Origin of the sequence: Pseudomonas sp. NPDC098740, assembly GCF_044760065.1 — a bacterium.
Classification (GTDB): domain Bacteria; phylum Pseudomonadota; class Gammaproteobacteria; order Pseudomonadales; family Pseudomonadaceae; genus Aquipseudomonas; species Aquipseudomonas rossensis.
Map to the genome: position 1 here is coordinate 349,611 of NZ_JBIWAM010000003.1, position 25,452 is coordinate 375,062.

Below are 25,452 nucleotides of genomic sequence, written 5' to 3' on the forward strand. Positions count from 1 at the left end.
TAATAGCTTGAAAGAACGTCCAGACTGTTTGGCAAACACGCCGCCAGGATCATGGAAGTCAACTGAATGTGACACCCGGAGAGTCTTCAATGAGCAGTGTTGTGGCCATCGTCAAAAGCATTGTCGGTCAGGTTTTCGCGGTGTCCCCAGAGGGCGTCCGCCGCATACTCGTTGAAGGCGACCGGTTGTTTGTCGGCGATCAGGTAGACACCGGCGCGGCGGGCGCCGTTACGCTTGAACTGGCTGATGGCCGGACCCTGGACCTGGGCCGCGACACTCAGTGGAGCGGCAGCGATCCGGATTCCAGCACTGACCTTGCACAAGCCACTGCACAAGCCGCGCCATCAGTTGAAGAGCTGCAGCAAGCCATCGTTGCCGGTGCCGACCCGACCACCGATCTTGAAGCCACCGCGGCCGGCCCAACGGCTGCCGGCACAGGCGGCGCGGCAGGTAGCGGTCACAGCTTCGTGATGCTGGATGCAACCGCTGGCCGGGTCGATCCGACCATTGGTTTCCCGACTGCGGGCATCGGCACCGCAGCGTTGGCTGCACAGAACACCATCGGTGGCCAGACTGCGGATACCAGCGCCAACGTGCAGCGCGAGTCGACCCTGACCTTGAGCGCCACGCCGGCCATCACTGAGGCCGGTGGCGTGCTGGTTTACACCGCGACGCTGAGCCAGGCTCCGCTGACCGACCTGACCATCACCCTGTCCAACGGCTCAGTGATCGTGATCCAGGCTGGCCAGTTGATCGGTACCGTCAACGTCCCGCTCGCGCCGAACGACACTGTCTATAGCGACCCGACTCAAATCAACGTGTCCGTCACCGGCACCACAGGTGGTAGCGGCATCATCGTCACCCCGCCGACAACCCCGGCCGTGACCCAGGTCACTGACACCGTCGATACCACCACGGTCGCCTTGACTGCCGGCGCCAACGTTACCGAAGGCGGCCAGATCACCTACACCGCGACATTGACCAACCCGGCCCAGACGCCGGTCACCATCACGTTGTCCAACGGCTCGATCATCACCATCGACGCCGGTAACACGACCGGCAGCGTGAACGTGCCGACACCGGCCAACGATGTCTATAACAACGGCAGCACGGTCACCACCACCATTACCGGTGCCACCGGCGGCAACTTTGAAAACCTGGCGCCAAACCCGACCCCGGCCGTGACCACCATTACCGACTCGCCGGACGCCACCACCGTCACGCTGACAGCGGGTTCGACGGTCACCGAAGGCGGCCAGATCACTTACACCGCCACCCTGACCAACCCGGCTCAAACACCGGTCACTGTCACCCTGTCCAACGGCTCGACCATCACCATCGAAGCCGGTAAAACCACTGGCACCGTGAACGTCGATACCCCGGCCAATGACGTTTATCAGAACGGCAGCACCGTTAGCACCACGATTACTGGCGCCACCGGCGGCAATTTCGAGAACCTGGTGTCGAGCACCGCGCCAGCAGTCACCACCATTACCGACTCGGCCGACAACACCGGCCTGAGCCTCACCGCCACGGGCACCGTCGTCGAAGGCGGTCAGATCACCTATACCGCCACCCTGACCAACCCGGCGGGCACGCCGATGACTGTGACCTTGAGCAATGGCTCGGTCATCACCATCGAAGCGGGAAAGACCACCGGCAGTGTGAGCGTCGATACCGCAGCCAATGACGTCTACAACAATGGCAGCACCGTCAGCACCACCATCACCGAAACCACCGGCGGCAATTTCGAGCAGTTGACCCCGAGCATCGAGCCGGCGCAGACCACGATCACCGATTCGAAAGACAACACTGGCCTGAGCCTTACCGCCACCGGTACTGTCGTCGAAGGCGGCCAGATCACCTACACCGCGACACTGACCAACCCGGCCGGCACGCCAGTCACCGTGACCCTTTCGAACGGCGCGGTCATCACCATTGCCGCCGACGCGACTACTGGCAGCGTGACCGTCGACACCGCAGCCAATGACGTCTACAACAATGGCAGCACTGTCAGCACCACCATCACCGGAACCACCGGCGGTAATTTCGAGCAGCTCACCCCGAGCACCGAGCCAGCGCTGACCACCATTACCGACTCCAAGGATGAGACTGGCTTGAGCCTGTCGGCGTCCACCGAAGTGGCCGAGGGCGGTCAGATTGTATACACCGCAACCCTGACCAATCCGGCCGGCACGCCAGTCACCGTGACTCTTTCGAACGGCGCGGTCATCACCATTGCCGCCGACGCGACTACTGGCAGCGTGAGCGTCCCGGCACCGGCCGATGACGTCTACAAGGACGCAGGCAAGGTCGAAGCGACCATCAAGGACGCCAGCGGCGGCAACTTTGAGAACCTGGTCACCAACCCGGCGGCTGCGGTCACGGAAGTGACTGATACGATCAATACGTCGACAGTCAGTCTGACGGCCAACGACACTGTGGCCGAGGGCGGCACCGTGGTTTACACCGCGTCCGTGTCAGCTGAAGTCACCGGTTCTCCGGTTGTGGTGACCCTGTCCAACGGCCAGACCATCACCATTCCGGTTGGCGCCAGCAGCGCCAGCGTGAACTTCACCGCGCCAAACGATGCACTTGCCGGTGGCGGCTCGCTGAGCGTCAAAATCAACGACGCCAAGGGCGGCAATTACGAGAAGCTGGAAGTCGACGGCAAGCCTGCGAATACCGCGGTGACGGACTCTGCCGACACCACGACTGTTAGCCTCAGCGCGACTGAGTCGGTTGCTGAAGGTGGTTCGATCGTTTACACCGCGAACCTGACCCACGCGGCCGGTACTCCGGTTACCGTGACCCTTTCGAACGGCGCGGTGATCACCATCGCCGCCAACGCTACCAGTGGCTCCGTCACCGTCGAGGCGCCGAAAGACGACGTCTACAAAGACGCCGGTAAAGTCGAAGCAACCATCAAAGATGCCAGCGGCGGCAACTTCGAAAACCTGGTCACCAACCCGGCGGCTGCGGTCACGGAAGTGACTGATACGATCAATACGTCGACAGTCAGTCTGACGGCCAACGACACTGTGGCCGAGGGCGGCACCGTGGTTTACACCGCGTCCGTGTCTGCTGAAGTCACCGGTTCGCCGGTGGTGGTGACCTTGTCCAACGGCCAGACCATCACCATTCCGGTCGGTTCGAGCAGCGCCAGCGTGAACTTTGTTGCGCCGAACGATGCACTGGCCGGTGGCGGTTCGCTGAGCGTCAAAATCGACGACGCCAAGGGCGGCAACTTCGAAAAGCTGGAAGTCGACGGCAAGCCTGCGGACACCTCGGTTACTGATAAGGCTGACACCACAACGATCAGCCTCAGCGCGACCGACTCGGTTGCCGAAGGTGGTTCGATCGTTTACACCGCGAACCTGACCCATGCGGCCGGCACGCCCGTGACCGTGACGTTGAGCAACGGTGCGGTGATCACCATCGCGGCCGACGCTACCAGCGGTTCCGTCACCGTCGCCGCGCCGAAAGACGATGCCTACATCGACGCCGGCAAAGTCAGCGCCACGATCACCACCGCTACTGGCGGCAACTTCGAAAACCTGGTCAAAAGCCCGGCTGCAGCCGTCACCACCGTCACCGACACCCTCGACACCTCGACCGTCACCCTGACCGCCAGCAGCAGTGTGGCCGAGGGCGGCACCGTGGTTTACACCGTCTCGGTCGGCGCACCGGTCACCGGTTCGCCGGTGGTGGTGACCTTGTCCAACGGCCAGACCATCACCATTGGCATTGGCCAAAGCAGCGGCACGGTCAATGCCGTGGTCTCCAACGATGTGCTCAGCGGCCACGCGCCGTTGACCAACTCGATCACCAAAGTCAGCGGCGGCAACTACGAAAACCTGATCGCCGATAAAACCCCGGTCAGTACCAGCGTGACCGACACCGTCGACACCACCACCCTGTCGCTGAGCGCCACTGGCAACGTCAAAGAAGGCGGCCAGATCACCTACACCGCCACCCTGACCCATGCGGCCGGCACCCCAGTGACCGTGACGTTGAGCAACGGCGCGACCATCACCATCGATGCCGGTAAAACCACCGGCACGGTGAAAGTCGACGCGCCGAAAGACGACGTCTACAAGGACGCCGGCAAACTGGAAGTCACCATCAAGGACGCCGCTGGCGGCAACTTTGAAAACCTGGTCACCAGCCCGACCCCGGCCGTGACCAATGTGGCGGACACCACCAACACCACACACCTGACCCTCAGCGCTGAAAAATCGGTACTCGAAGGTTCGCACATCACCTACACCGCGACCCTCACCAACGCCGCGCAAACGCCGGTGACCGTCAAGCTGAGCAACGGCGAGACCATCACCATCGACGCCGGCAAAACCAGCGGCTCGGTCACCATCGCGGCGCCAAGCGACGACGTCTACAAGGATGCCGGCAAGCTCACCGTGACGATGACGGATGCCAGCGGCGGCAACTTTGAAAAGCTCGACATCAGCAAAGCGTCAGTGACTACCACCGTCAAAGACACGGTCGACACCACGTCCCTGTCGCTGTCGGCCAGCCATACCGTCAGCGAAGGTGGCCAGATCACCTACACCGCCACCTTGAGCAACCCGACAGACACGGCCATGACCGTGAAGTTGAGCAACGGCGCCGTGATCAACATCGCCGCCGGCGCCACCACCGGTTCGGTCAACTTCGCTGCACCGGCCAACACCCCGTACATCGACGGCGGCAAAGTCCAGGCTACGATTGCCAGCCAGAGCGGCGGCAACTTCGAAAAAGTCGTCACCGACCATTCGCCGGCGGTTACCACCGTCACCGATTCGGCAGACACCACCGGCCTGAGCCTGAGCGCCACCGGTTCGGTCGCCGAGGGCGGTTCGATCGTCTACACCGCGACCCTGACCAATGCCGCTGGCACCGCGATGACCGTGACGTTGAACAACGGCGCGGTGATCCACATCGCCAAAGGCGCCACCACCGGCTCGGTGAATTTCGCCGCGCCGAAGGATGACGTCTACAAAGACGCCGGCAAAGTCGAAGCCAGCATCACCAAGACTGCCGGCGGCAACTTCGAGAACCTGGTGGCCGACAAGACGCCAGCGGTTACCGACGTGACCGACACCCTCAATACGTCGACAGTCAGTCTGACGGCCAACAGCACTGTGGCTGAAGGCGGCACCGTGGTGTACACCGCTTCGGTCAACGCGCCAGTGACCGGTTCGCCGGTTGTCGTGACCTTGTCCAACGGCCAGAGCATTACCATTCCGGTCGGCGCCAGTAGCGCCAGCGTGAAATTCACCGCACCGAATGACGCACTGGCCGGCGGCGGTTCGCTAAGCGTGAAAATCGACGGCACCACCGGTGGCAATTACGAAAACCTGGTGGCGAATCAAACCCCGGCAGTCACGTCGGTAACCGACGTCAAAGACACCACCACCCTGAGCCTGAGCGCTACGGATTCGGTGGCGGAAGGCGGTTCGATTGTCTACACCGCGACGCTGACTCACGCTGCCGGCACGCCAGTGACCGTGAACCTGTCGAACGGCGCCGTGATCACCATCGCCGCCAACGCTACCAGCGGTTCCGTGACCGTCAAGGCACCTGCCGATGACGTCTACAAAGACGCCGGCAAAGTTGAAGCGACCATCAAGGATGCCAGCGGCGGCAACTTCGAAAACCTGGTCACCAGCCCCGCAGCTGCGGTCACCGAGGTGACTGACACGATCAATACGTCGACGGTCAGTCTGACGGCAAACGGTACTGTGGCTGAAGGCGGGACCGTGGTTTACACCGCGTCCGTGTCTGCTGAAGTCACCGGTTCGCCCGTGGTTGTGACCCTTTCCAACGGCCAGACCATTACCATTCCGGTTGGCGCCAGCAGCGCCAGCGTGAACTTCATCGCGCCGAACGATGCACTGGCCGGTGGCGGTTCGCTGAGCGTCAAGATCGACGACGCCAAGGGCGGCAATTACGAGAAGCTGGAAGTTAACGGCAAGCCGGCGGACACCTCGATTACCGATACGGCTGACACCACCACCGTTAGCCTGACCGCTACAGATTCCGTGGCGGAAGGTGGCTCGATCGTTTACACCGCGAACCTGACCCACGCTGCCGGCACGCCGGTGACCGTGAACCTGTCGAACGGCGCCGTGATCACCATAGCCGCCAACGCTACCAGCGGCTCCGTGACCGTCAAGGCACCTGCCGATGACGTCTACAAAGATGCCGGCAAAATCGAAGCGACCATCAAGGACGCCAGCGGCGGCAACTTCGAGAACCTGGTCACCAGCCCCGCAGCTGCGGTCACCGAGGTGACTGACACGATCGATACGTCGACCGTCAGCCTGACCGCCAACGGCACTGTGGCCGAAGGCGGCACTGTGGTTTACACCGCGTCCGTCACCGCGCCGGTGACTGATTCGCCCGTTGTAGTGACCCTCTCGAACGGTCAGACCATCACCATTCCGGTTGGCGCCAGCAGTGCCAGCGTTAACTTCACCGCGCCGAACGATGCCCTCGCCGGTGGTGGCTCGCTGAGCGTCAAGATTGATGATGCCAAGGGTGGTAACTACGAGAAGCTGGAAGTCGGCAGCAAGCCGGCGAACACCTCGATTACCGATACGACTGACACCACGACGGTTAGCCTCAGCGCGACTGAGTCGGTGGCTGAAGGCGGCTCCATCGTTTACACCGCGAACCTGACCCACGCTGCCGGCACGCCAGTGACCGTCACCCTGAGCAACGGCGCAGTCATCACCATCGCCGCCAACGCTACCAGCGGCTCCGTCACCGTCGATGCCCCGAAAGACGACGTCTATAAAGACGCCGGTAAAGTCGAAGCGACCATCAAAGGCGCCAGCGGCGGCAACTTCGAAAACCTGGTCACCAGCCCGGCGGCGGCGGTCACCGAAGTGACTGACACCCTCAATACGTCGACGATCAGCCTGAAGGCAACGCCCACCGCAGCCGAAGGCGGCAACGTGGTGTACACCGCTTCCGTGACCTCGAAGGTCACCGGCAAGGACGTGGTTGTCACCCTGGCCAACGGTGAAAAAATCACCATCCCGGTCGGTGAAAGCACGGCTTCGATCACCGTTAAAGCCCCGAACGACGCCCTGGTCGGCCACGAGCCACTGACCAATGCCATCAAGGATGTGACCGGCGGCAACTACGAGAATCTGGTCGCCGACAAGACCCCGACCTCGACCGCCATCAGCGACACCCTGGACACCACCAAAGTGACCATGACCGCCAGCGATCAGGTGCTTGAAGGCGGCAACATCACCTACACCGCCAACCTGACGAATGCCGCTGGCAGCGACATGACGGTCAAGTTGAGCAACGGCGAAAGCATCGTGATCAAGGCCGGCGACAAGTCGGGCTCCATTACCGTTCCTGCACCGGCCGATGACGTCTACAAGGACGGCAGCAAAATCACCGTCCGCATCGACAGCACCAGCGGCGGCGACTTCGAGAAGCTCGACGTCAACAAAACCGCGCACACCACCACCGTCAAAGATACGATCGACGCCACCACGCTGAAACTCAGCGCAGACGTGGGCACCGTCGGCGAAGGTGGTCAGATCAACTACACCGCGACCCTGAACCACCCAGCGGACACGGCGATGACCGTGACCCTGAGCAACGGTCTGGTGATCAACATCAAGGCCGGCGAGTCCAGCGGCTCTGCGTCTTTCACCGTACCGAACAACGTCTACACCGGCGCAGCGGACATCCTTGCCTCGATCAAGGAAACCACCGGCGGCAACTTCGAACAACTCGACACCGATCGCTCGGCCATCGTCACCAAAGTCACCGACACTGCTGACACTACCAGCCTGACCTTGAGCGCTAGCGGCTCGGTGCAGGAAGGTGGCCAGATCGTCTACACCGCGACCCTGTCCCAGGCCGCCGGCAGCAACATGACCGTGAAGCTGAGCAACGGCGCGACCATCACCATCCTCAAGGATGCGGTGTCCGGCCATGTCAGCGTGGCCGCACCGAAAGACGACGTCTACAAAGACGCGGGCAAAATTGAAGCGACTATCAAGGAGGCCAGCGGCGGCAACTTCGAAAACCTGGTGACCAGCCCCGCGGCCGCGGTTACCGATGTCACCGACACCATCAACACCTCGACGGTCAGTCTGACGGCCAACAGCACTGTGGCTGAAGGCGGCACCGTGGTTTACACCGCGTCCGTTACCGCGCCAGTGACCGGTTCGCCGGTGGTCGTGACCCTGTCCAACGGCCAGACCATCACCATCCCGGTCGGATCGAGCAGCGCCAGCGTGAACTTCATCGCGCCGAACGATGCCTTGGCTGGCGGTGGTTCGCTGAGCGTCAAGATTGATGATGCGAAGGGCGGTAACTACGAGAAGCTGGAAGTTAACGGCAAGTCGGCGGACACCTCGATTACCGATACGGCTGACACCACGACGGTTAGCCTCAGCGCGACTGAGTCGGTCGCTGAAGGTGGTTCGATCGTCTACACCGCGAACCTGACGCACGCTGCCGGCACTCCGGTGACCGTGACATTGAGCAACGGTGCGGTGATCACCATCGCCGCCAACGCCACCAGCGGTTCCGTGACCGTCAAGGCGCCTGCCGATGATGTCTACAAAGACGCCGGTAAAGTTGAAGCGACCATCAAGGATGCCAGCGGTGGCAACTTCGAAAACCTGGTGACCAGCCCCGCGGCTGCGGTTACCGATGTCACCGACACCATCAACACCTCGACGGTCAGCCTGACGGCCAACGGCACGGTGGCCGAAGGTGGGACTGTGGTTTACACCGCATCCGTCACCGCGCCAGTGACCGATTCGCCAGTTGTTGTGACCTTGTCCAACGGCCAGACCATCACCATTCCGGTCGGTTCGAGCAGCGCCAGCGTGAACTTCATCGCGCCGAACGACGCCTTGGCTGGCGGCGGCTCCTTGAGCGTCAAGATTGATGATGCCAAAGGCGGCAACTTCGAAAAGCTGGAAGTCAACGGCAAACCGGCGGACACCGCTGTCAGCGATACCGTGGACACCACCAAAGTGACCATGACCGCCAGCGACTACGTGGTCGAGGGCGGTACGATCACTTATACCGTCAACCTCAGCAACGCCGCCGGCACTAACATGACGGTCAAGCTGAGCAATGGCGAGAGCGTGGTCATCAAGGCCGGCGACAAGTCGGGCTCCATCACCATCCCGGCACCGGCCGATGACGTCTACAAGGACGGCAGCAAGATCACCGTTGGCATCGCCAGCACCGACGGCGGCAACTTCGAGAAGCTCGACGTCAGCAAGACCACCCACACCACCACCGTCAATGACACCACCGACACCACCACGCTGAAGCTCAGTGCCGATGTGAGCACCGTCGGCGAAGGTGACCAGATCGTCTACACCGCCACGCTTAGCCACCCGGCCGACACGGCGATGACCGTGACGTTGAACAACGGCCTGGTGATCAACATCAAGGCCGGCGAGTCCAGCGGTTCGGCGCCGTACACCGTGCTAAATGACATCTACACCGGCGCGACGCCCGTCAGTGCAGCGATCGCGGACAGCACTGGCGGCAACTTCGAAAAACTGGATACCGATCGCTCGGCCGTCGTGACCAAAGTGACGGACACCGCTGACACCACGACTATCAGCCTCAGCGCGACTGAGTCGGTGGCTGAAGGTGGTTCGATCGTTTACACCGCGAACCTGACTAACGCTGCCGGCACTCCGGTCACCGTGACATTGAGCAACGGCGCGGTGATCACCATCGCGGCCAACGCTACCAGCGGTTCCGTGACCGTCAAGGCGCCTGCCGATGACGTGTACAAAGACGCCGGCAAAGTCGAAGCGACCATCAAGGACGCCACCGGCGGCAATTTCGAGAACCTGGTCACCAACCCGGCAGCGGCGGTCACGGAAGTGACTGACACGATCAATACGTCGACAGTCAGTCTGACGGCCAACGGCACGGTGGCCGAAGGCGGCACCGTGGTTTACACCGCATCCGTCACCGCGCCAGTGACCGGTTCGCCGGTTGTGGTGACCCTATCCAACGGACAGAGCATCACCATTCCGGTTGGATCGAGCAGCGGTAGCGTGAACTTCATCGCGCCGAACGATGCCTTGGCTGGCGGTGGTTCGCTGAGCGTCAAGATTGATGATGCGAAGGGCGGTAACTACGAGAAGCTGGAAGTTAACGGCAAGCCTGCGGATACCTCAATTACCGATACGGCTGACACCACGACGGTTAGCCTCGGCGCGACTGAGTCGGTCGCTGAAGGTGGGTCGATCGTTTACACCGCGAACCTGACCCATGCGGCCGGCACGCCAGTGACCGTCACGTTGAGCAACGGCGCCGTGATCACCATCGCGGCCAACGCTACCAGCGGTTCCGTTACCGTCGATGCGCCAAAGGACGACGTCTACATCGACGCCGGCAAAGTCAGCGCAACGATCACCACCGCCACCGGCGGCAACTTCGAAAACCTGGTCCCGAGTACTGTCCCGGCAGTGACCGAGGTGACTGACACCCTCAACACCTCGACAGTCAGTCTGACCGCCAACGGCACTGTGGCCGAAGGCGGCACCGTGGTTTACACCGCGTCCGTGTCTGCTGAAGTCACCGGTTCGCCGGTGGTGGTGACCTTGTCCAACGGCCAGACCATCACCATTCCGGTCGGTTCGAGCAGTGCCAGTGTGAACTTCACCGCGCCGAACGATGCCCTCGCGGGTGGCGGCTCCCTGAGCGTCAAGATCGACGACGCCAAGGGTGGTAACTACGAGAAGCTGGAAGTTAACGGCAAGCCTGCGGATACCTCGATTACCGATACGGCTGACACCACGACGGTTAGCCTCGGCGCGACTGAGTCGGTGGCTGAAGGTGGTTCAATCGTTTACACCGCAAGCCTGACCCACGCCGCCGGCGCTCCGGTCACTGTCACGTTGAGCAACGGCAAGGTGATCACCATCGCCGCCAACGCTACCAGCGGTTCCGTCACCGTCGATGCGCCGAAAGACGATGCTTACATCGACGCCGGCAAAGTCAGCGCCACGATCACCACCGCCACTGGCGGCAACTTCGAAAACCTGGTCCCGAGCACTGTTCCGGCAGTGACCGAAGTGACCGACACCATCGACACCTCGACTGTAACCCTGAAAGCCACTGAGTCGGCAGCTGAAGGTGGCACCGTCACTTACACCGCGACAGTCGGCGCGCCGGTAACCGGTTCGCCAGTGACTGTGTCTCTGGCCAACGGCCAAACGATCACCATCGAAGTCGGCAAAACCACGGGCACCGTAACGGCCATCGCACCCAACGACGCGTTGACCGGTCACACTCCGCTGACCAACTCGATCACCAACGTCAGCGGCGGTAACTACGAAAACCTGGTCGCCGACAAAACACCGGTCAGCACCACCGTGACCGACACAGCCGACACGACCAATCTGACTCTGAGCGCCAGCAACTCGGTCGCTGAAGGCGGCTCGATCGTCTACACCGCCACCCTGACCCACGCTGCCGGCACGCCAGTGACCGTCACGTTGAGCAACGGCAAGGTGATCACCATCGCCGCCAACGCTACCAGCGGTTCCGTCACCGTCGATGCGCCGAAAGACGATGCCTACATCGACGCCGGCAAAGTCAGCGCCACGATCACCACCGCCACTGGCGGCAATTTCGAGAACCTGGTACCAAGCACGGCTCCAGCAGAGACCAACGTCACCGACACCTTCAACAAGACCGAAGTCAGCATCACCGGCAGCACCTCGGTAACCGAAGGCCAGACCGCCAGCTACACCGTCAACCTGACTAACCCGGCGCAGACCGAAGTCACCCTGAAAATCGTCTACAGCGGCACCGCCGCCGACGGTTCGGACTTCACCGGCGTGTACACCGTGCAGATCCCGGCGGGCGGGAGCAGTGCGAGCTTCAACGTCGCGACCCTGGACGACAGGATCACCGAAGGCACTGAAAACTTCGTGGTCAAGATCGATTCGGCTACCGGTGGCAACTTCGAGAACCTGGCGATCAGTGCGTCCAACGGCAGCGTCAGCACCTCGATCATCGACAACGACGCGCCGCCGGTGCTCGACCTGGATGCCAACAACTCCAGCGGCGCCACCGGTGCCAACTACAACGTGACTTTCACCGAAGGCACGACTGGCCAGAGCGTATCGATCGGCGACACCGACCTTAAAATCACCGACCCGGACAGCACCCTGCTGACCGGCGCGACGATCGTGCTGACCAACCGTCAGGATGGCGATGCGCTGAACCTGGGCAACAGCGTCAACGGCATCACCATCAATGCCAACAGCACGAATGGCACGGTCACGCTGACCCTGTCCGGTAACGCGACACTTGCCGACTACATGCAGCAGATCAAGAACATCAGCTTCACCAACAGTAGTGAAAACCCGAGCAGCGTGCCGCGGATCATCACCGTGACCGTGACGGATGGCAGCAACTACTCCAACACCGCGACCACTACCGTCAACGTAGTCGGTGTGAACGATGCACCGACCGCCGCACCGGTTAATGTCACCGGGACCGAAGACACCCCGCTGATCCTTGGCTGGTCGACCTTCGGCGTCAGCGATGTCGATAGCGCCGCCGCCAACCTGGGCGTGAAAATCACTCAACTGCCGGGCGAAGGCAAATTGCAGTTCCTGGCCACTGACGGCAAGACCTGGACCGATGTAGCGAACAACCAGACGTTCACCAAGGCTGATATCGACGCTGGCAAGTTGCGCTTCCTGCCGGATACCAACGAGTCCGGCAGCAACGGCTACAACGCCGGCCTGGGTAACAAACTGGCGGACTACGCACAGATCCAATTCCAGCCTACTGACGGCTCGCTACTGGGCAACACCGGCACGATCAAAATCGACATCACGCCAGTGGCTGACGCGCCTTCCCTGAGCGTTGCGGACAACAGCGTCAAATCCACCGGGCTGATCAAAGAAGTCTGGACCGGCCTGTCGGGCCTCGGCACCGATGGCAGCGGCGCGTCTTCGGGCACGCTGAAAAGCGTCATCGACGGCGCGGGCAAACCAAACTCCAGCGGCACGGTGAGCAACGTGCAGTCCGACGGCAGCGTCGCGGCTGGCACGGCGTCGAAAACCTCCGGCCTGATCTACCTCGAAGCCGGCAAGACTTACACCTTCAGCGGCACCGGCGATGACAGCCTGTTGGTGACCATCGGCGGTAAAAACGTGGCGGCCACGACGTGGGGCGCGGGCGGTAAACTGAGCGGTTCGTTCACCCCGACCACCAGCGGTTACTACACGCTGGACATCTACCACCACAACCAGAGCGGCCCGGGTAACTATGACGTCAACCTGTCGGTCAACGGCAGTGCCGCGGTCGACCTGAACAGCGCCGGCGTGCCGCTGTACCCCGGCGTGGCGGATCTCGCCGCTTCCGGCGTGACGGTGTCCGATTTGCACGGCACCAGCGGCGAAGGCTACTACGAAGGCTACAAACTCAATGAAGCCGCAGAAGGCACCAGCGTTCACCTGTCCGCAATCAGGACGGCCCTGACTGACACCGACGGCTCCGAAAGCCTGAGCGTGAAGATCAGCGGCATTCCGGCAGGTTCGGTACTCACCGATGGTGCAGGGCACACTTTCACCGCCAGCGCGACGTCCGGCGAAGCCAACGTCACGGGCTGGAACCTCGGGTCCCTGACCGTCACTCCGCCGCCGTACTACAACGGCCAGTTCAACCTGACCGTAACCTCGACCTCCACCGAATCGCTCGGCGGTTCGGCGCAAAGCAACGCGACGATCCCTGTAACGGTCTACCCGGCGGTCTACAACGCCGCCACCGCCACGGCGGCTGACGACACCATCAGCGGCACTGACGGCAACGACATCATGGTCGCCGACATCGGCGGGCTGACCGTGGTGCCGGGCACCAACTACAACATTGCGTTCATGGTCGACAGCTCGGGCAGTATGAGCCCGTCGTCGGTCAGCTCAGCCAAGGACTCGCTGACGTCGGTGTTCAACACGCTCAAGCAGAGCATGGGCGGCAACTCGGGGACGGTGAATATCTTCCTGGCGGACTTCGATAACCAGGTCAACAAGTCGGTGTCGGTCAACCTGAACGATCCGAATGCCCTGATCCTGCTCAAAGCGGTACTGGATTCGATGGCTTCCGGCGGCGGTACCAACTACGAGGACGTGTTCAAAACCACGGCCAACTGGTTCCAGAGCGCCGATGCCGTTGCCAACAAGGGCGCGACGAACCTCACGTACTTCATCACCGACGGCAAACCGACTTACTACCAGAACGATGAATCGACCAACCCGAATCTGTATGGCGGCGCCAAACTCGACAGCGTAATCACCACCAGCAACTACCAGTTGGGCAAAGCGATCACCCTGTACCCGGACAGCAACCACCAGATCGATATCACCGCTTCGGGCAACGTCACCGTCTGGACCAAGTCCGGTGGCAGCTGGTCAGATAAAGATTTCGGCACACTGCACGCCCAAGGCGATGGTACGTATGAGTTCTCGTCCCGCGACGGCAACGGCAGCAGCACCGGCTCCAACGCCATCGACAACTCCACCGACAGCTTCGCGCTGCTGAGCAAGGTCTCGACGGTAGAAGCCATCGGCATAAACAAGGACGTCACCCTTGCCGATCTGAAGCCGTACGACTCGGATAAAACGCCGCAAACCAACATCGATCCGAAAGACCTGGCCAACTCGATCATCGGGCACACCGAAGCGACGATGCCTGGCGCCGACACGGTCAATGGCGGCGACGGCAACGACATCCTGTTCGGTGACCTGGTGAGTTTCAACGGCGTTGCCGGCGAGGGTTATCAGGCGATGCAGGCGTTCGTCGCAAAAGAAACCGGCGTGGACGTCAGCAAAGTCACCACCAGCAACGTGCATCAGTTCATCACCGAGCACTACACCGTGTTCGATGTGTCCGGGGCGCATGACGGTAATGACTCGCTGCTGGGCGGTGCCGGTAATGACATTCTCTTCGGCCAGGGTGGCAACGACCTCCTCGACGCCGGCAAGGGTAATGACATCCTGCTCGGTGGCAGCGGTAACGACTCGCTGATGGGTGGTCAGGGCAACGATATTCTGATCGGTGGTTCGGGTGCCGACACCTTCGTCTGGAAGGCCGGTGACACTGGCAGCGACGTGATCAAGGACTTCAAGGCCAGCGAGGGTGACCGCATCGACTTGCGCGATCTGCTGCAGGGTGAAACCGGCAGCACCATCGACAACTTCCTGAAGATCACCACCGTGGACGGCGTGTCGTCCCTGCAAGTCAGCTCCGCCGGCAAGTTCAACGGCGCTGATGCTGCAGCGGCGCAACCCGATGTGACGATCAAACTGGAAGGCAACAACTGGTCCAGCGCCAGCATCAACTCGTTGATTGCCGGCAGTGACCCGACCATCAAAATTGATCACAACAACAGCTGATCCAACGAAAAACGGCCGCCCTTATGGGGCGGCCGTCACGTTTGCGTCCATCACCCCGGTGACGATTTCGTCGCCGCACCGCATACTCGCGTCCAGTTGGCCTATGCTGCTGACAGCATGACGCTGGTCCATTTCCGAGGGATGTTCAATGTTCTACGTGCAACGCGATGCGCAAGGTCAGTTAGTGCGCGTGGAAGCCGCGGCCTACGCCGAGGCCACGGAAACACTGCCGGCCGACCACCATGAAATCCAGGCCTGGTATGCCAATGAAGTAGTGGAAACCAGCCTCAAACAGCTCAAGCAGAGCGACCTGGAAATGATCCGGGTACTCGACGACTTGATCCAGGTGTTGACCAGCAAGGGTGTGATCCGCGTCACCGACCTTCCGGCCGCCGCCCAGGCCAAGCTGATGGATCGGAACCAGGCCCGTGAGGCGCTGGGTGGGTTGAGCCAATTGATCGATGATGATGAGACGGGGTTGATCTAAGGCCCCAACCTTCGATGTTGTCGGTACTGACGCCTTCGCGGGCAAGCCCGCTCCCACAGGTTTACGCATTGCCCTTGTGGGAGCGGGCTTGCCCGCGATGGCGGCATCAGCCTCACCGCCAAGGCTTCGGCTCACCAAACAACTGCCCCTGAACCCCATACAACCCCATCTCACGTATCACCATCAACTCCCCTTCCGTCTCGACCCGTTCGGCAATCAACGGCAGATCAATGCTGTGCGCCGCCCGCTGAATCGCCTCGATGAACAATCGCTTGTCACCCTCCTGATCAATCGCCCGAATGTAACTGCCATCAATCTTCAAATACGCCAACCCAAGCCGCGCCAGGTTGCCGATCATGCTGAAGCGCCCGCCAAAGCGTTGCAGGCTCAGGGAGAACCCGAGTTCGTGAAGGCGTCGCGTCAGTTCTTCCAGCATGGCTTGCTCCGGCAACTGCTCCTCACCGATTTCCAGGGTCAATCGCTCCCCGAGATTCGAATGCTGACGCAGGATTTCAAAGACTTTATTCAACGCCTGCGGATCGGCCAACGTCGCTGAAGACAGGTTCAGCGCCAGCGACTCTTCATGGTCGGCCATCTGCTCAAGTACCAGCTCCAACATCAGCCGGTCCAACCGCGCGGTCCAGCCAAAGCGCTCGAGCCACGGCAGGAAGCGCCCGGCGGGAATGGTCTGGCCCTCGTCGTCGATCAGACGCGACAGCACCTTGTAATGCAGCACCAACTGCGTGTCCTGAGCGGCCACCACCGGCTGGAAATACAGCTCGAAACGCTTCTGATCCAACGCCTGATCCAGCAAGTTGTGCCAGGCATGATGGTCATCACCGACGCTAGCCGAGGCGCTGTGATCGAGGCACGCCCAGCTCGGTTCACCCTGGCTTTCCGCCTGAGCCAACGCCTGATCGCCCAGCCCAAGCACCGCTTGCGGGGAGTCACCATAAACAAACGGCGCAAGCCCGATCGAGGCCACCGAGGCCACGTCGGTAGCGCCCGTCGCGTGCAGGCTTGCCAAGGCACTGTCGAGGTTCTGCGCCAGTTGCAGTGCTTCTTCGCGCACCAGCCCCGGCGCCAGCACGGCGAACTCGCCGCCGCGAACCCTCGTCACGAGGTTCAGGGTTTCCGGGTATTTGGCACACTCTCGGGACAGCTGCTCGCCAACCGCTTTCAACAACTGGTCAGTGCGTTGACCGCCCAACCGCTGGTTCAACCCGGCCAGGTCCTTGACCCGCAACAACAGCAGATAACCGGAACTCGCCTGCTCCGGATTGCTCACCCGGGCGTTCAACTGCATTTCGAAATAGCGACGATTAGCCAAGCCTGTCAGGTTGTCCTGATAGGATTCGACCCGCAGCTTCTCACTACGCAAGGCCTGCTCCTGAAACAACGCCTTGAGCTTCTCGACCATCTGATTCATGGCCTGCACCACGCGGCGCAGTTCGGGTGTGCGCGGCAGTTCCGGCAGGCTGAGGAATTCGCGGCGAGCGATGGCGTGGGATTGCTTGACCATGTAATCCAGCGGCTTCAGTTGCCGGCGCAACAACAGCGCACCCAGCACCGCACTCACCGCACCGCAGATCAGCAACCAGCCAAGACTGCCCAGCGCGCTCTGCCAGAGTTTTGCCAACGCGAACATCGGATGGCTGACCACCTCGACCCGCGCCGCCTGCTCCCAGCCACGGCTGACGAGGGCATCACCACCGGCCGCTTCCAGCCCGATCATTTTGACAAACCAGTCCGGCACGTTATTCACCGCTGGAATGCCGCTGCGCTCGACGATGGTCTGATCGGTCTTGAGATCGACCACGCGGATGCTCGCGTAATAACCGCTGTCGAAGATTGAACTGACTAGCAACTCGACCATCGCCGGGTCGTCGATGTTCGGCGTCAGGGACAGCGCCAATGCGGTCGCGGCGTCCTGAGCGTGGGAGCGCAACTGGTTGACGTATTGGGTGCGCGAGCTTTCCAGGCTGACCACGAAGCTACCGGTGAAGGCGATCACCAGGAACAGACAGATAGCGATCAACAGTTGTTTGAACAAGGACATCTGAGCGCGTGCTCCTAGTTAGTCGTCTCGACCGGGAAACCTTCGGCCTGCATTTTCTTCAACACATCCTGCCAACGAGACAGGCGTTTGGTGTCACCGACTTTCTTGTTGCCCTTGGCGCCCGGCAACCACAACCCTTCGGCATTAAAAGAGTACACCGGCAGCAAATCGGTTCGTTGGCTGGCCGGTTTGATCGCATCGATCAGGCTGTCGAGTACCAGCGGCATGGCCTCGGGGCTTGAGTAGTAGGTCAACACCATGTGCGCCCGATTCAGGCGCAAGGCCTTGACGTACGTGATGCGCAGCTTGTCACTGGCAACACCGAGATGACGCAGGCTGAAATACTTGGCGATCGCGTAATCTTCGCAATCGCCGGCGCCCTTCCAAAGGGCCTCGATGGGTGTTTCCCAATAATCGACCTCGTGCCACAGGTCGATGTCTTCCTCGTAACGCATCTGCTTGTTGAAGAACTGGTTGACCACTTTAAGCTGTTCGAGCTCGCCAACTTGCTTTTGCGTGACCAATAAGTGCTGCCAGGCATCAATGCGTGGCTGTCCTTCGCCCAAAGGCCCGTACAATGCCTGCGCGCGACGGCTGATCAGCGAAAAATCCCAATCGGCATGCAGCCCGCCCAGCATAACGCCGGCCAGCAGCAACGCGCAGCACAGCCAGCGCAAAGTCCGAGGGATCGCGAAACGTACCGCCAATGCGAGGCATCCAGGTCAGGCAGGTGGAAATCGGTCGATGGTGCAGGTTAGCCCGGTAAAAGACAATGGCACGGTGAGATCACTGCTGGCGCGCTAAACTTTGTATGGCAGGTGTCATTAAAAACATTGGGGCCACGGCAGGCTGCGATCTTTTGTCCGTTTGACAACCTGTCAGGCAGTCACTAGTGTCCTCTTGGATCCAAATTTATTTCAGTCAAACAGGGTGCGTAGTTGTGACACAGAAGCCCAATCCTCTGAACAGCATCAAGGTCAACGGGCCGATTCCCGCTCATCTGGCACGCTCGGTGATCGAAGAAACCCTGCGTTCGGCCATTCTCGACGGTCGCATTCCCTGCGGCACCGCTCTGCGTCAGCAAGATTTGGCTGATCTTTTCGGTGTCAGCCGCATGCCGGTGCGCGAAGCCTTGCGCCAACTCGAAGCCCAGGCGCTGCTCAACGTGATCGCTCATAAAGGCGCGGTCGTCGCGCCGCTGGTTCAGGGCGATGCCGTGGAAACCTATGCACTGCGGATCCTGCTGGAATCCGAAGCCCTGCGCCTGTCGATCCCGTTGCTCGAGAAGGAGAATTTCGAGCAGGCCGCCCGTCATATCGACGACCTGGAAACGGAAAACAACTACACCGAAATCGGCCGGCTCAATCGGCTCTTCCACATGGCGCTGTACTGCAAGGCGCCGAACCAACGGCTGTTGAGGCTGGTGGAAGACGGATTGAACGAAGAGGAGCGCTTCCTGCGCTTCAACCTGGAAGCCATGGGCCTGGGCAAACTGTCCCAGGAAGACCACCGGGCGCTCTTGCTGGCCGTCGAAGACCGGGACGTCGAACGCTCGGTGAAGTTGCTCGAACATCACCTCAACCGGGGCGTCGAGGTCATCACACGCTACCTCAACAGCCCCGACGCGCTGAACAAGAAAACCTCCAAGTAAACCGCGCCGGCAAGCCTGAGCGAGCAGATCGAACTGCTCGTTCTCGCTTGCTGCGCTGCGCTGCGCTTCTCCCCAAAGCCCTGCCCTCGATTTACCCCTCTCAAGACCCACAATGACTCCGAGTCGATGACGCGCCGGTGATAGCGGCTGTCGTGATTTACGCTCACTCTTGGGCTGCCAACAAATAATGAACGGGCGACGCACCGCACGAGCGGCGCAGTCCCCGCACCAAGAACCTACGGAAGGAGTCTTGCCACGGGAAAGGAAGAACCGGCGTTGATCCCAGTCAACTTCCGCCCCCTCAATTCACTTCAACGACTCAGTTAGAAAGTTGCTTCGAGTGAGGCATTCACTCTTTATTTTAATTCTGACTTATATAAGCCGGAAGGAGTAACTACATCCAAATGAAACTCAGATGAAAAGTTTTATTGGAACTTGTCGTGCGCCAGAAAGTTAAACTTTCAAATAATATAAAAATAACTTGCCCGACACTTTATTCGTGTATTAGTTTTTCTCCGCCGCCTTGAATACGGGCGCCAGACCGTCACTTAACGACTTAATGCAATTCACCATATCAATTCGCTTGAGGCATCCGCTCGCCAACAAAAGTTCACACTAACGACCGCTTACTTATCAAACACCCCCAACGGCATTTCCAGTTCACTTATAGGCTCACTCATGAAAACGAATAAAGACCGCCTCAACCAGAAGAAAGCAGAACTTAGTGCGCATCCGATCTTCTCCGAAATCCATTCGCTGTCGGTGCTTCAACGTTTCATGGAAACCCATGTCTTTGCGGTGTGGGATTTCATGTCGCTGACCAAACGTCTGCAACAGGAGCTCACCTGCGTGCAACTGCCCTGGTTGCCGCCAAGAGACCCGCAAGCGGCTCGGCTGATCAATGAAATTGTGCTGGGTGAGGAGTCCGATGATCGCCCAGCCCAGGGTCACTACAGCCATTTCGAGTTGTACCTGGATGCCATGCGCGAAGTCGGCGCCAGCACGGCGGTGGTCGAACGCTTCGTCGCGCTGCAAAAAGAAGGCGTGAGTTACGACGTGGCACTGCAAAGCGTGGACGTCGATCCGGCGGCAGCGCAGTTCGTGCGCAACACGTTGCACACCGCGTTGCATGCGCCGGGGCACAGCGTTGCGGCGGCATTTCTGCATGGTCGCGAGAGCGTCATCCCGCAGATGTTCCAGCGAATTCTTGATGACTGGGGCATCGGCATCGAACAGGCGCCGACCTTCCGTTACTACCTCGAACGCCACATCGAAGTCGATTCCGAAGACCACGGCCCCGCCGCTGAAAAACTCCTCGCCCGGCTGGTCGACGGCGATCCACAACGCGAAGAAGACGTCTACGCCAGCGCCATCGCCGCCGTCGAAAGTCGCATCGCCCTGTGGGACGGCCTGCGCCTGAGCATGAGCGAACCGGTTGCAGAGGTGAACGCATGAACGCCGCCGACTACCAATCCTTCGCCGATGCCTGGGAAAGCCGCGCGACCATCCGTACCCGCCCCCGGCGTGTGCTGGAGAACGACGACAAGCTGATCTACCCGTTGAGCCGCCAACCGTTGGTGCTGAGCGAAACGTTCCTGCGCGAATGCCCGGAGCAACGCGACTTTGCGCTGGTGCAGACGCTCTACAAATTCATCAACGACGTGGTGATTTTCGAAACCGAAATCGTCGACAAGACCGCCCGCAGCATCGCCAAGAATCGCTTCGCCGTGGCCTTCCCGTTTGCCTGCCGCTACGACGCCATGACCGTGGTGGTGGACGAGGATTACCACGCACTCGTGGCAATGGATTTCATGCAACAGACCGTCGCCATGACCGGCATCACGCCCATCGAACTGCCGGATGAAATCGAACTCAGCCGGGCCATTCCAGCGGCCGTGGCACTTGCGCCGGAACACTTGCGCAGCGCCGTGGAATTGATCTGCGTGGCCATCGCCGAGAACACCGTGACCGGCGATGTTGCGGCGTTCGCCAAGGACGACACGGTCAAGCAGTCGATCAAGGGCCTGATGGCCGACCACTTGCTCGACGAAGGTCGCCACTCCGGATTCTGGGCGCGGCTGGTGCGCATCTACTGGCACACCGCGAGCGAAGACGACCGCCAATGCATCGCGCACATCCTGCCGGTGTTCATTGGCCATTACCTGACCAACGACATCCAGAAGTCGTTCGACTTCCGCCTGATCGAGTCTTTGCAGATCAGCGATGGCGCACGCCACGCCCTCAAGAGCGAAGTGTCGGGGCTGGCCTTCCCGATCAATCGCCATCACCCGCTGGTCGCCAACATCGTGCGGTTTTTCCGCAGCAGTTCGCTGCTCGATTCGCCGTGCGTGCAAGACGCCCTCAGCGATTACCTGGTTTAACGAGGAGCCCATCATGAGACGTCTCGACATTCTGCTCATTGGACAAAGCCAGTTCTTGACCGACCTGGCGCTGGAACTTGAACAACACGGTCATTCTCTGGTGCGCCTGACAGCCGTCGACGAGCAGCCGTTGGGTAACGCTGATTTGCTGATCGACGACGCCAGCCTGCCTGTTCAAGACGTCGGCGATGCACCGCGACTGACGCTGCAACTGGGTATCGGTGTGCCTGGGATTTCTGGCCTGCCGCCGCTGGACATGCTGTGCATGTACGGTTCGACGCTGTTCACTCGCGTGCCGATCACCGACGAACCTTCGGGCAATGGCCAGGCATTGCGTCTGCGAGCAGTGGAGGAGCTGGTCGATCACGTGGCGCTGCTGGTCAGCCGTTACTCCCGCGATGCCGACTATTTTCTGCTGGCCGACCCTGCTGTTCCCGCTCGCTTCGAGCACGTGGAAAACTTGCTCTACTTGGAGAACCTCGCGTTTTTCCATCGGCTCAACCTCACGGCGGCGCCCGCGCTGCTGGAGCTCAGCCAAATCCCGATGATCGAGCGCCTGGAGCAGCGCTTCATCCAGTGTGCCGAACGACCCGCGCTGAACATTGCCGGCACGTCCCTGAGCTATCGGCATTTGCACACCCACAGCCGCGCCATCCAGCAGCGTTTGCAGCCGTTGCTCGCGCAGCATCGCGGGCCGTTGGTGATCGGGATCTGCCTGCCGAAATGCAGCGCGTTGTATGCGGGGATTCTCGCGATTCTTGGCAGTGGCGCAGTGTACCTGCCGCTGGAGCCGAGCCATCCCCTGCAACGCCAGCAATACATTCTGGAAAACGCCGGGGCAGTCTTGCTGCTGCATGACGGTGAGCACCCGCTCGCGGCGCAAATGCCGGGACTCGACATCAGCCGCATCGACATCGGTGATGTGGATCTCGATCAACCCTTGATGCGCCAACGACCCGACCCAGATGCGCCGTGCATGGCGCTCTACACCTCGGGCACCACCGGACATCCCAAAGGCGTGTTGCTCAGCCAGGCCAACCTCGCCCATTTCACCGCGTGGTACGCCGACTACGTGCAGCTGACCGAGCAGAGTCGGGTGCTGCAATTTTCGTCATTGAGTTTCGACTCGTCGCTGATCGATATTTTCCCGACCCTGCTCCAGGGCGCCGAACTGATCGTGCCCGGCGACGATCAGCGCCGCGATCCGTTGCAACTGGTCGAGCTGATCCGCCATCAACAACTGAGTCACGCCTTTTTACCGCCGGCGTTGTTGAGCATCCTGCCGCTGGATCAATTGCAATGCCTCGATCATGTGATGACCGGCGGCGATGTCTGCGAACCCTACGTCATTGAGCAGCTCACCCGTCAGGGCAACCTCTACAACCTCTATGGCCCGACCGAAGCGACGGTGTTGATTACCGCGCGGCAACTGCGCACCGGCGACAGCAACCGCACCCTCGGCGCGCCAATCGCTAACAGTCAGGTGCTGATTCTCGATGAGGATTTTCAACCGGTGGCCGAGCAAACCGTCGGTGAGTTGTACATCGTCGGGCCGGGCGTGTGCCTGGGCTACCTGAACAACCCGCAGCAGACCGCCGAACGTTATCTGAACCTGAGCCTGCCGAATGGCCAGAGCCTGCGCGCCTACCGCACCGGCGACATGGCGAAGTGGACTCGCGACGGCATCGAGCTGTGCGGACGGCGGGACAATCAGGTGAAGATTCGCGGCTTTCGCGTCGAGCCGGAAGAGATCGAACGCTGCCTGCGCGACAGTCAGTTGTACCGCCAGGTGGCAGTGGTCATCGACAGCCATCGACGGATTCTGGCCTTCCTCGCGCAGCCTCAGGAGGATCAACCCGGCACCGCTCGCGAAGCGCTGAAGGCTCACGCGAAACAGTTTCTACCGGATTACATGCAGCCCACCGCGTGGACCGAACTGCCGAGCATGCCGTTCGCCAGCAACGGCAAGGTCGACCGCAAGGCGCTGCTGGCAATGCCCGTGAATGTCTCCGAAAACACGTTGCGGCGTTTGCCCGCCAGTGCCGATGAGGCGCTGCTGCTGGATATCTGGGCCGAGCTGCTGGAGCTGCCGGCCAGCGATATTTCCACCGACGAAAGTTTCTTCAACCTGGGCGGCCACTCGATCCTGCTGTCACGCATGCTCTTGCGTTTGCGGGAAGAGTTCGGTCGCAGCATCTCGATTAACCGCTTCATCGAATTGCCGACCATTGCCAAGTTGGCGACCTTGGTGCGCGGCTCCGGCACCGAAGAAGTATTGAGTGAAAAGGCCTTGGCCGATGCCTTCCGGGAACTGGATATCCAGACGTTGCCAGTCAACCGCATGGGCGATGTGCACAAGGTAATCGTTACCGGCGCCAACAGCTTTGTCGGCGTGCACATCGTCGAAGCGTTGCTCGCCTGGGGCGCCAGCGAAGTCGCCTGCCTGGTGCGCGACGGCGGTGGGCAATCGGCGGCCGAGCGTTTTGCCCATGCGCTGCGAGAAAACCGCCTGGACCATCTGGACCTGAGTCGGGTACGGGTTTATGCGGCGGACATTACGCGTCCGTCATTGGGGCTCGAAGCGGATGTTTACGAGCGACTGGATCGGCAGTTCGGCGCGTTGGTGCACAACGCCGCCAACGTCAATCACGTACTCGATTACGAGTCGCTGGCGCGGGACAACGTCGAGCCGATTTTCGAGTGCCTTAGGTTGTGTGAAGGGCGCAGCAAGAAGATCTTCAATTTCGTCTCGACGCTTTCGGCTTCCAGCACGATTGCCGCCGATGGCCGGGTGCTGGAATTGCCCGCCGCGCAGACCCCGCCGATCTACATCAAGAACGGCTACAACCTGTCCAAATGGGTCGGTGAGCGGATCCTCGAACGCGCTCGCGAACGTGGCGTACGGGTCAATCTTTATCGCCCCGGCAACATCAGTTTCAACAGCCTCACCGGTGTCTGCCAGCCTCACAAGAATCGCTTGATGCTGATGCTCAAAGGCTCGATCCAGCTCGGCCAGGTGCCGGAGTTCGCGCTGAATTTCGACCTGATGCCGGTGGACTTTCTCGCCCGGTTCATCGCCTTCCATGCCAGCCGTTATTCACCCGAAAAAGCGGTGTTCAACCTGCACAACCCCGAACCTCTGAGCTGGGATGCCTACGTCGCATCATTTCGTGAGGCGGGTCGGGAGTTTTCCATGGTCAGCGTCGCCGACTGGCAGCAGCAACTGGGCCGGGTCGACAGCGACAACGCGTTGTTCGGCGTGCTCGGTTTCTACCTCAACGGCTTCGAGGAAGACATCGGCGACATCTCAATGATCGGCCACGCCAACGCCCAGGCGGGCGTGCGGCAGATGGGCGCGCATTACCCGGAAAAATCCCCGGCGCTGCTTCGTCGCGGCTGCGACTACCTCAAAGAAATCAACTTCATCTGATTCAACCCAACCCCAAGAA

Annotated in this window: 8 protein-coding genes; 6 read left to right on the top strand and 2 right to left on the bottom strand. The window is 60.9% G+C overall.

Annotated elements, in window-relative coordinates; translation table 11 throughout:
- The first annotated feature begins 89 nt into the window (after positions 1-89).
- The gene (locus ACIQU2_RS06020; protein ID WP_403139378.1) at positions 90-15,425 is read left to right on the top strand and encodes a LapA family giant adhesin; all 15,336 of its coding nucleotides are present in this window, start codon (positions 90-92) and stop codon (positions 15,423-15,425) included.
- Positions 15,426-15,573: 148 nt separating this feature from the next.
- Positions 15,574-15,912: a tryptophan synthase subunit beta gene (locus ACIQU2_RS06025; protein ID WP_403139379.1), complete on the top strand. Its 339-nt coding sequence runs from the start codon at positions 15,574-15,576 to the stop codon at positions 15,910-15,912.
- 112 nt (positions 15,913-16,024) lie between these two features.
- Here the strand turns inward: ACIQU2_RS06025 and lapD are convergent, their stop codons facing one another.
- A complete protein-coding gene (lapD, locus tag ACIQU2_RS06030; protein ID WP_403139381.1) occupies positions 16,025-17,971 on the bottom strand; it encodes a cyclic di-GMP receptor LapD in 1,947 nt (648 codons plus the stop codon).
- Positions 17,972-17,985: 14 nt separating this feature from the next.
- Positions 17,986-18,678 (bottom strand): cysteine protease LapG, encoded by a 693-nt coding sequence (lapG, locus tag ACIQU2_RS06035; protein ID WP_033056174.1) that lies wholly within the window; start codon positions 18,676-18,678, stop codon positions 17,986-17,988.
- Positions 18,679-18,911: 233 nt separating this feature from the next.
- Between lapG and ACIQU2_RS06040 the strand changes: the two genes are divergently transcribed.
- From ACIQU2_RS06040 to ACIQU2_RS06055, 4 genes are all read left to right on the top strand, one after another.
- On the top strand, positions 18,912-19,622 hold the full coding sequence (locus ACIQU2_RS06040) for a GntR family transcriptional regulator (protein ID WP_403139383.1): 711 nt from the start codon (positions 18,912-18,914) through the stop codon (positions 19,620-19,622).
- A 678-nt stretch (positions 19,623-20,300) separates the two neighbouring features.
- Positions 20,301-21,077, top strand: coding sequence for a DUF3050 domain-containing protein (locus ACIQU2_RS06045; protein WP_347805330.1), 777 nt, complete (start codon positions 20,301-20,303; stop codon positions 21,075-21,077).
- Positions 21,074-22,003, top strand: coding sequence for a diiron oxygenase (locus ACIQU2_RS06050; protein ID WP_403139385.1), 930 nt, complete (start codon positions 21,074-21,076; stop codon positions 22,001-22,003). Before ACIQU2_RS06045 ends, ACIQU2_RS06050 begins: the two co-directional genes overlap by 4 nt.
- Before the next feature lie 13 nt (positions 22,004-22,016).
- A complete protein-coding gene (locus tag ACIQU2_RS06055) occupies positions 22,017-25,433 on the top strand; it encodes an amino acid adenylation domain-containing protein (protein ID WP_403139387.1) in 3,417 nt (1,138 codons plus the stop codon).
- Positions 25,434-25,452 lie beyond the last annotated feature (19 nt).

Excerpts from the sequence above, each read along its gene's own strand:
- ACIQU2_RS06020 (WP_403139378.1), top strand. The coding sequence starts at position 90 with ATGAGCAGTGTTGTGGCCATCGTCAAAAGCATTGTCGGTCAGGTTTTC.
- ACIQU2_RS06025 (WP_403139379.1), top strand. The coding sequence starts at position 15,574 with ATGTTCTACGTGCAACGCGATGCGCAAGGTCAGTTAGTGCGCGTGGAA.
- lapD (WP_403139381.1), bottom strand. The coding sequence starts at position 17,971 with ATGTCCTTGTTCAAACAACTGTTGATCGCTATCTGTCTGTTCCTGGTG.
- ACIQU2_RS06045 (WP_347805330.1), top strand. The coding sequence starts at position 20,301 with ATGAAAACGAATAAAGACCGCCTCAACCAGAAGAAAGCAGAACTTAGT.
- ACIQU2_RS06050 (WP_403139385.1), top strand. The coding sequence starts at position 21,074 with ATGAACGCCGCCGACTACCAATCCTTCGCCGATGCCTGGGAAAGCCGC.
- ACIQU2_RS06055 (WP_403139387.1), top strand. The coding sequence starts at position 22,017 with ATGAGACGTCTCGACATTCTGCTCATTGGACAAAGCCAGTTCTTGACC.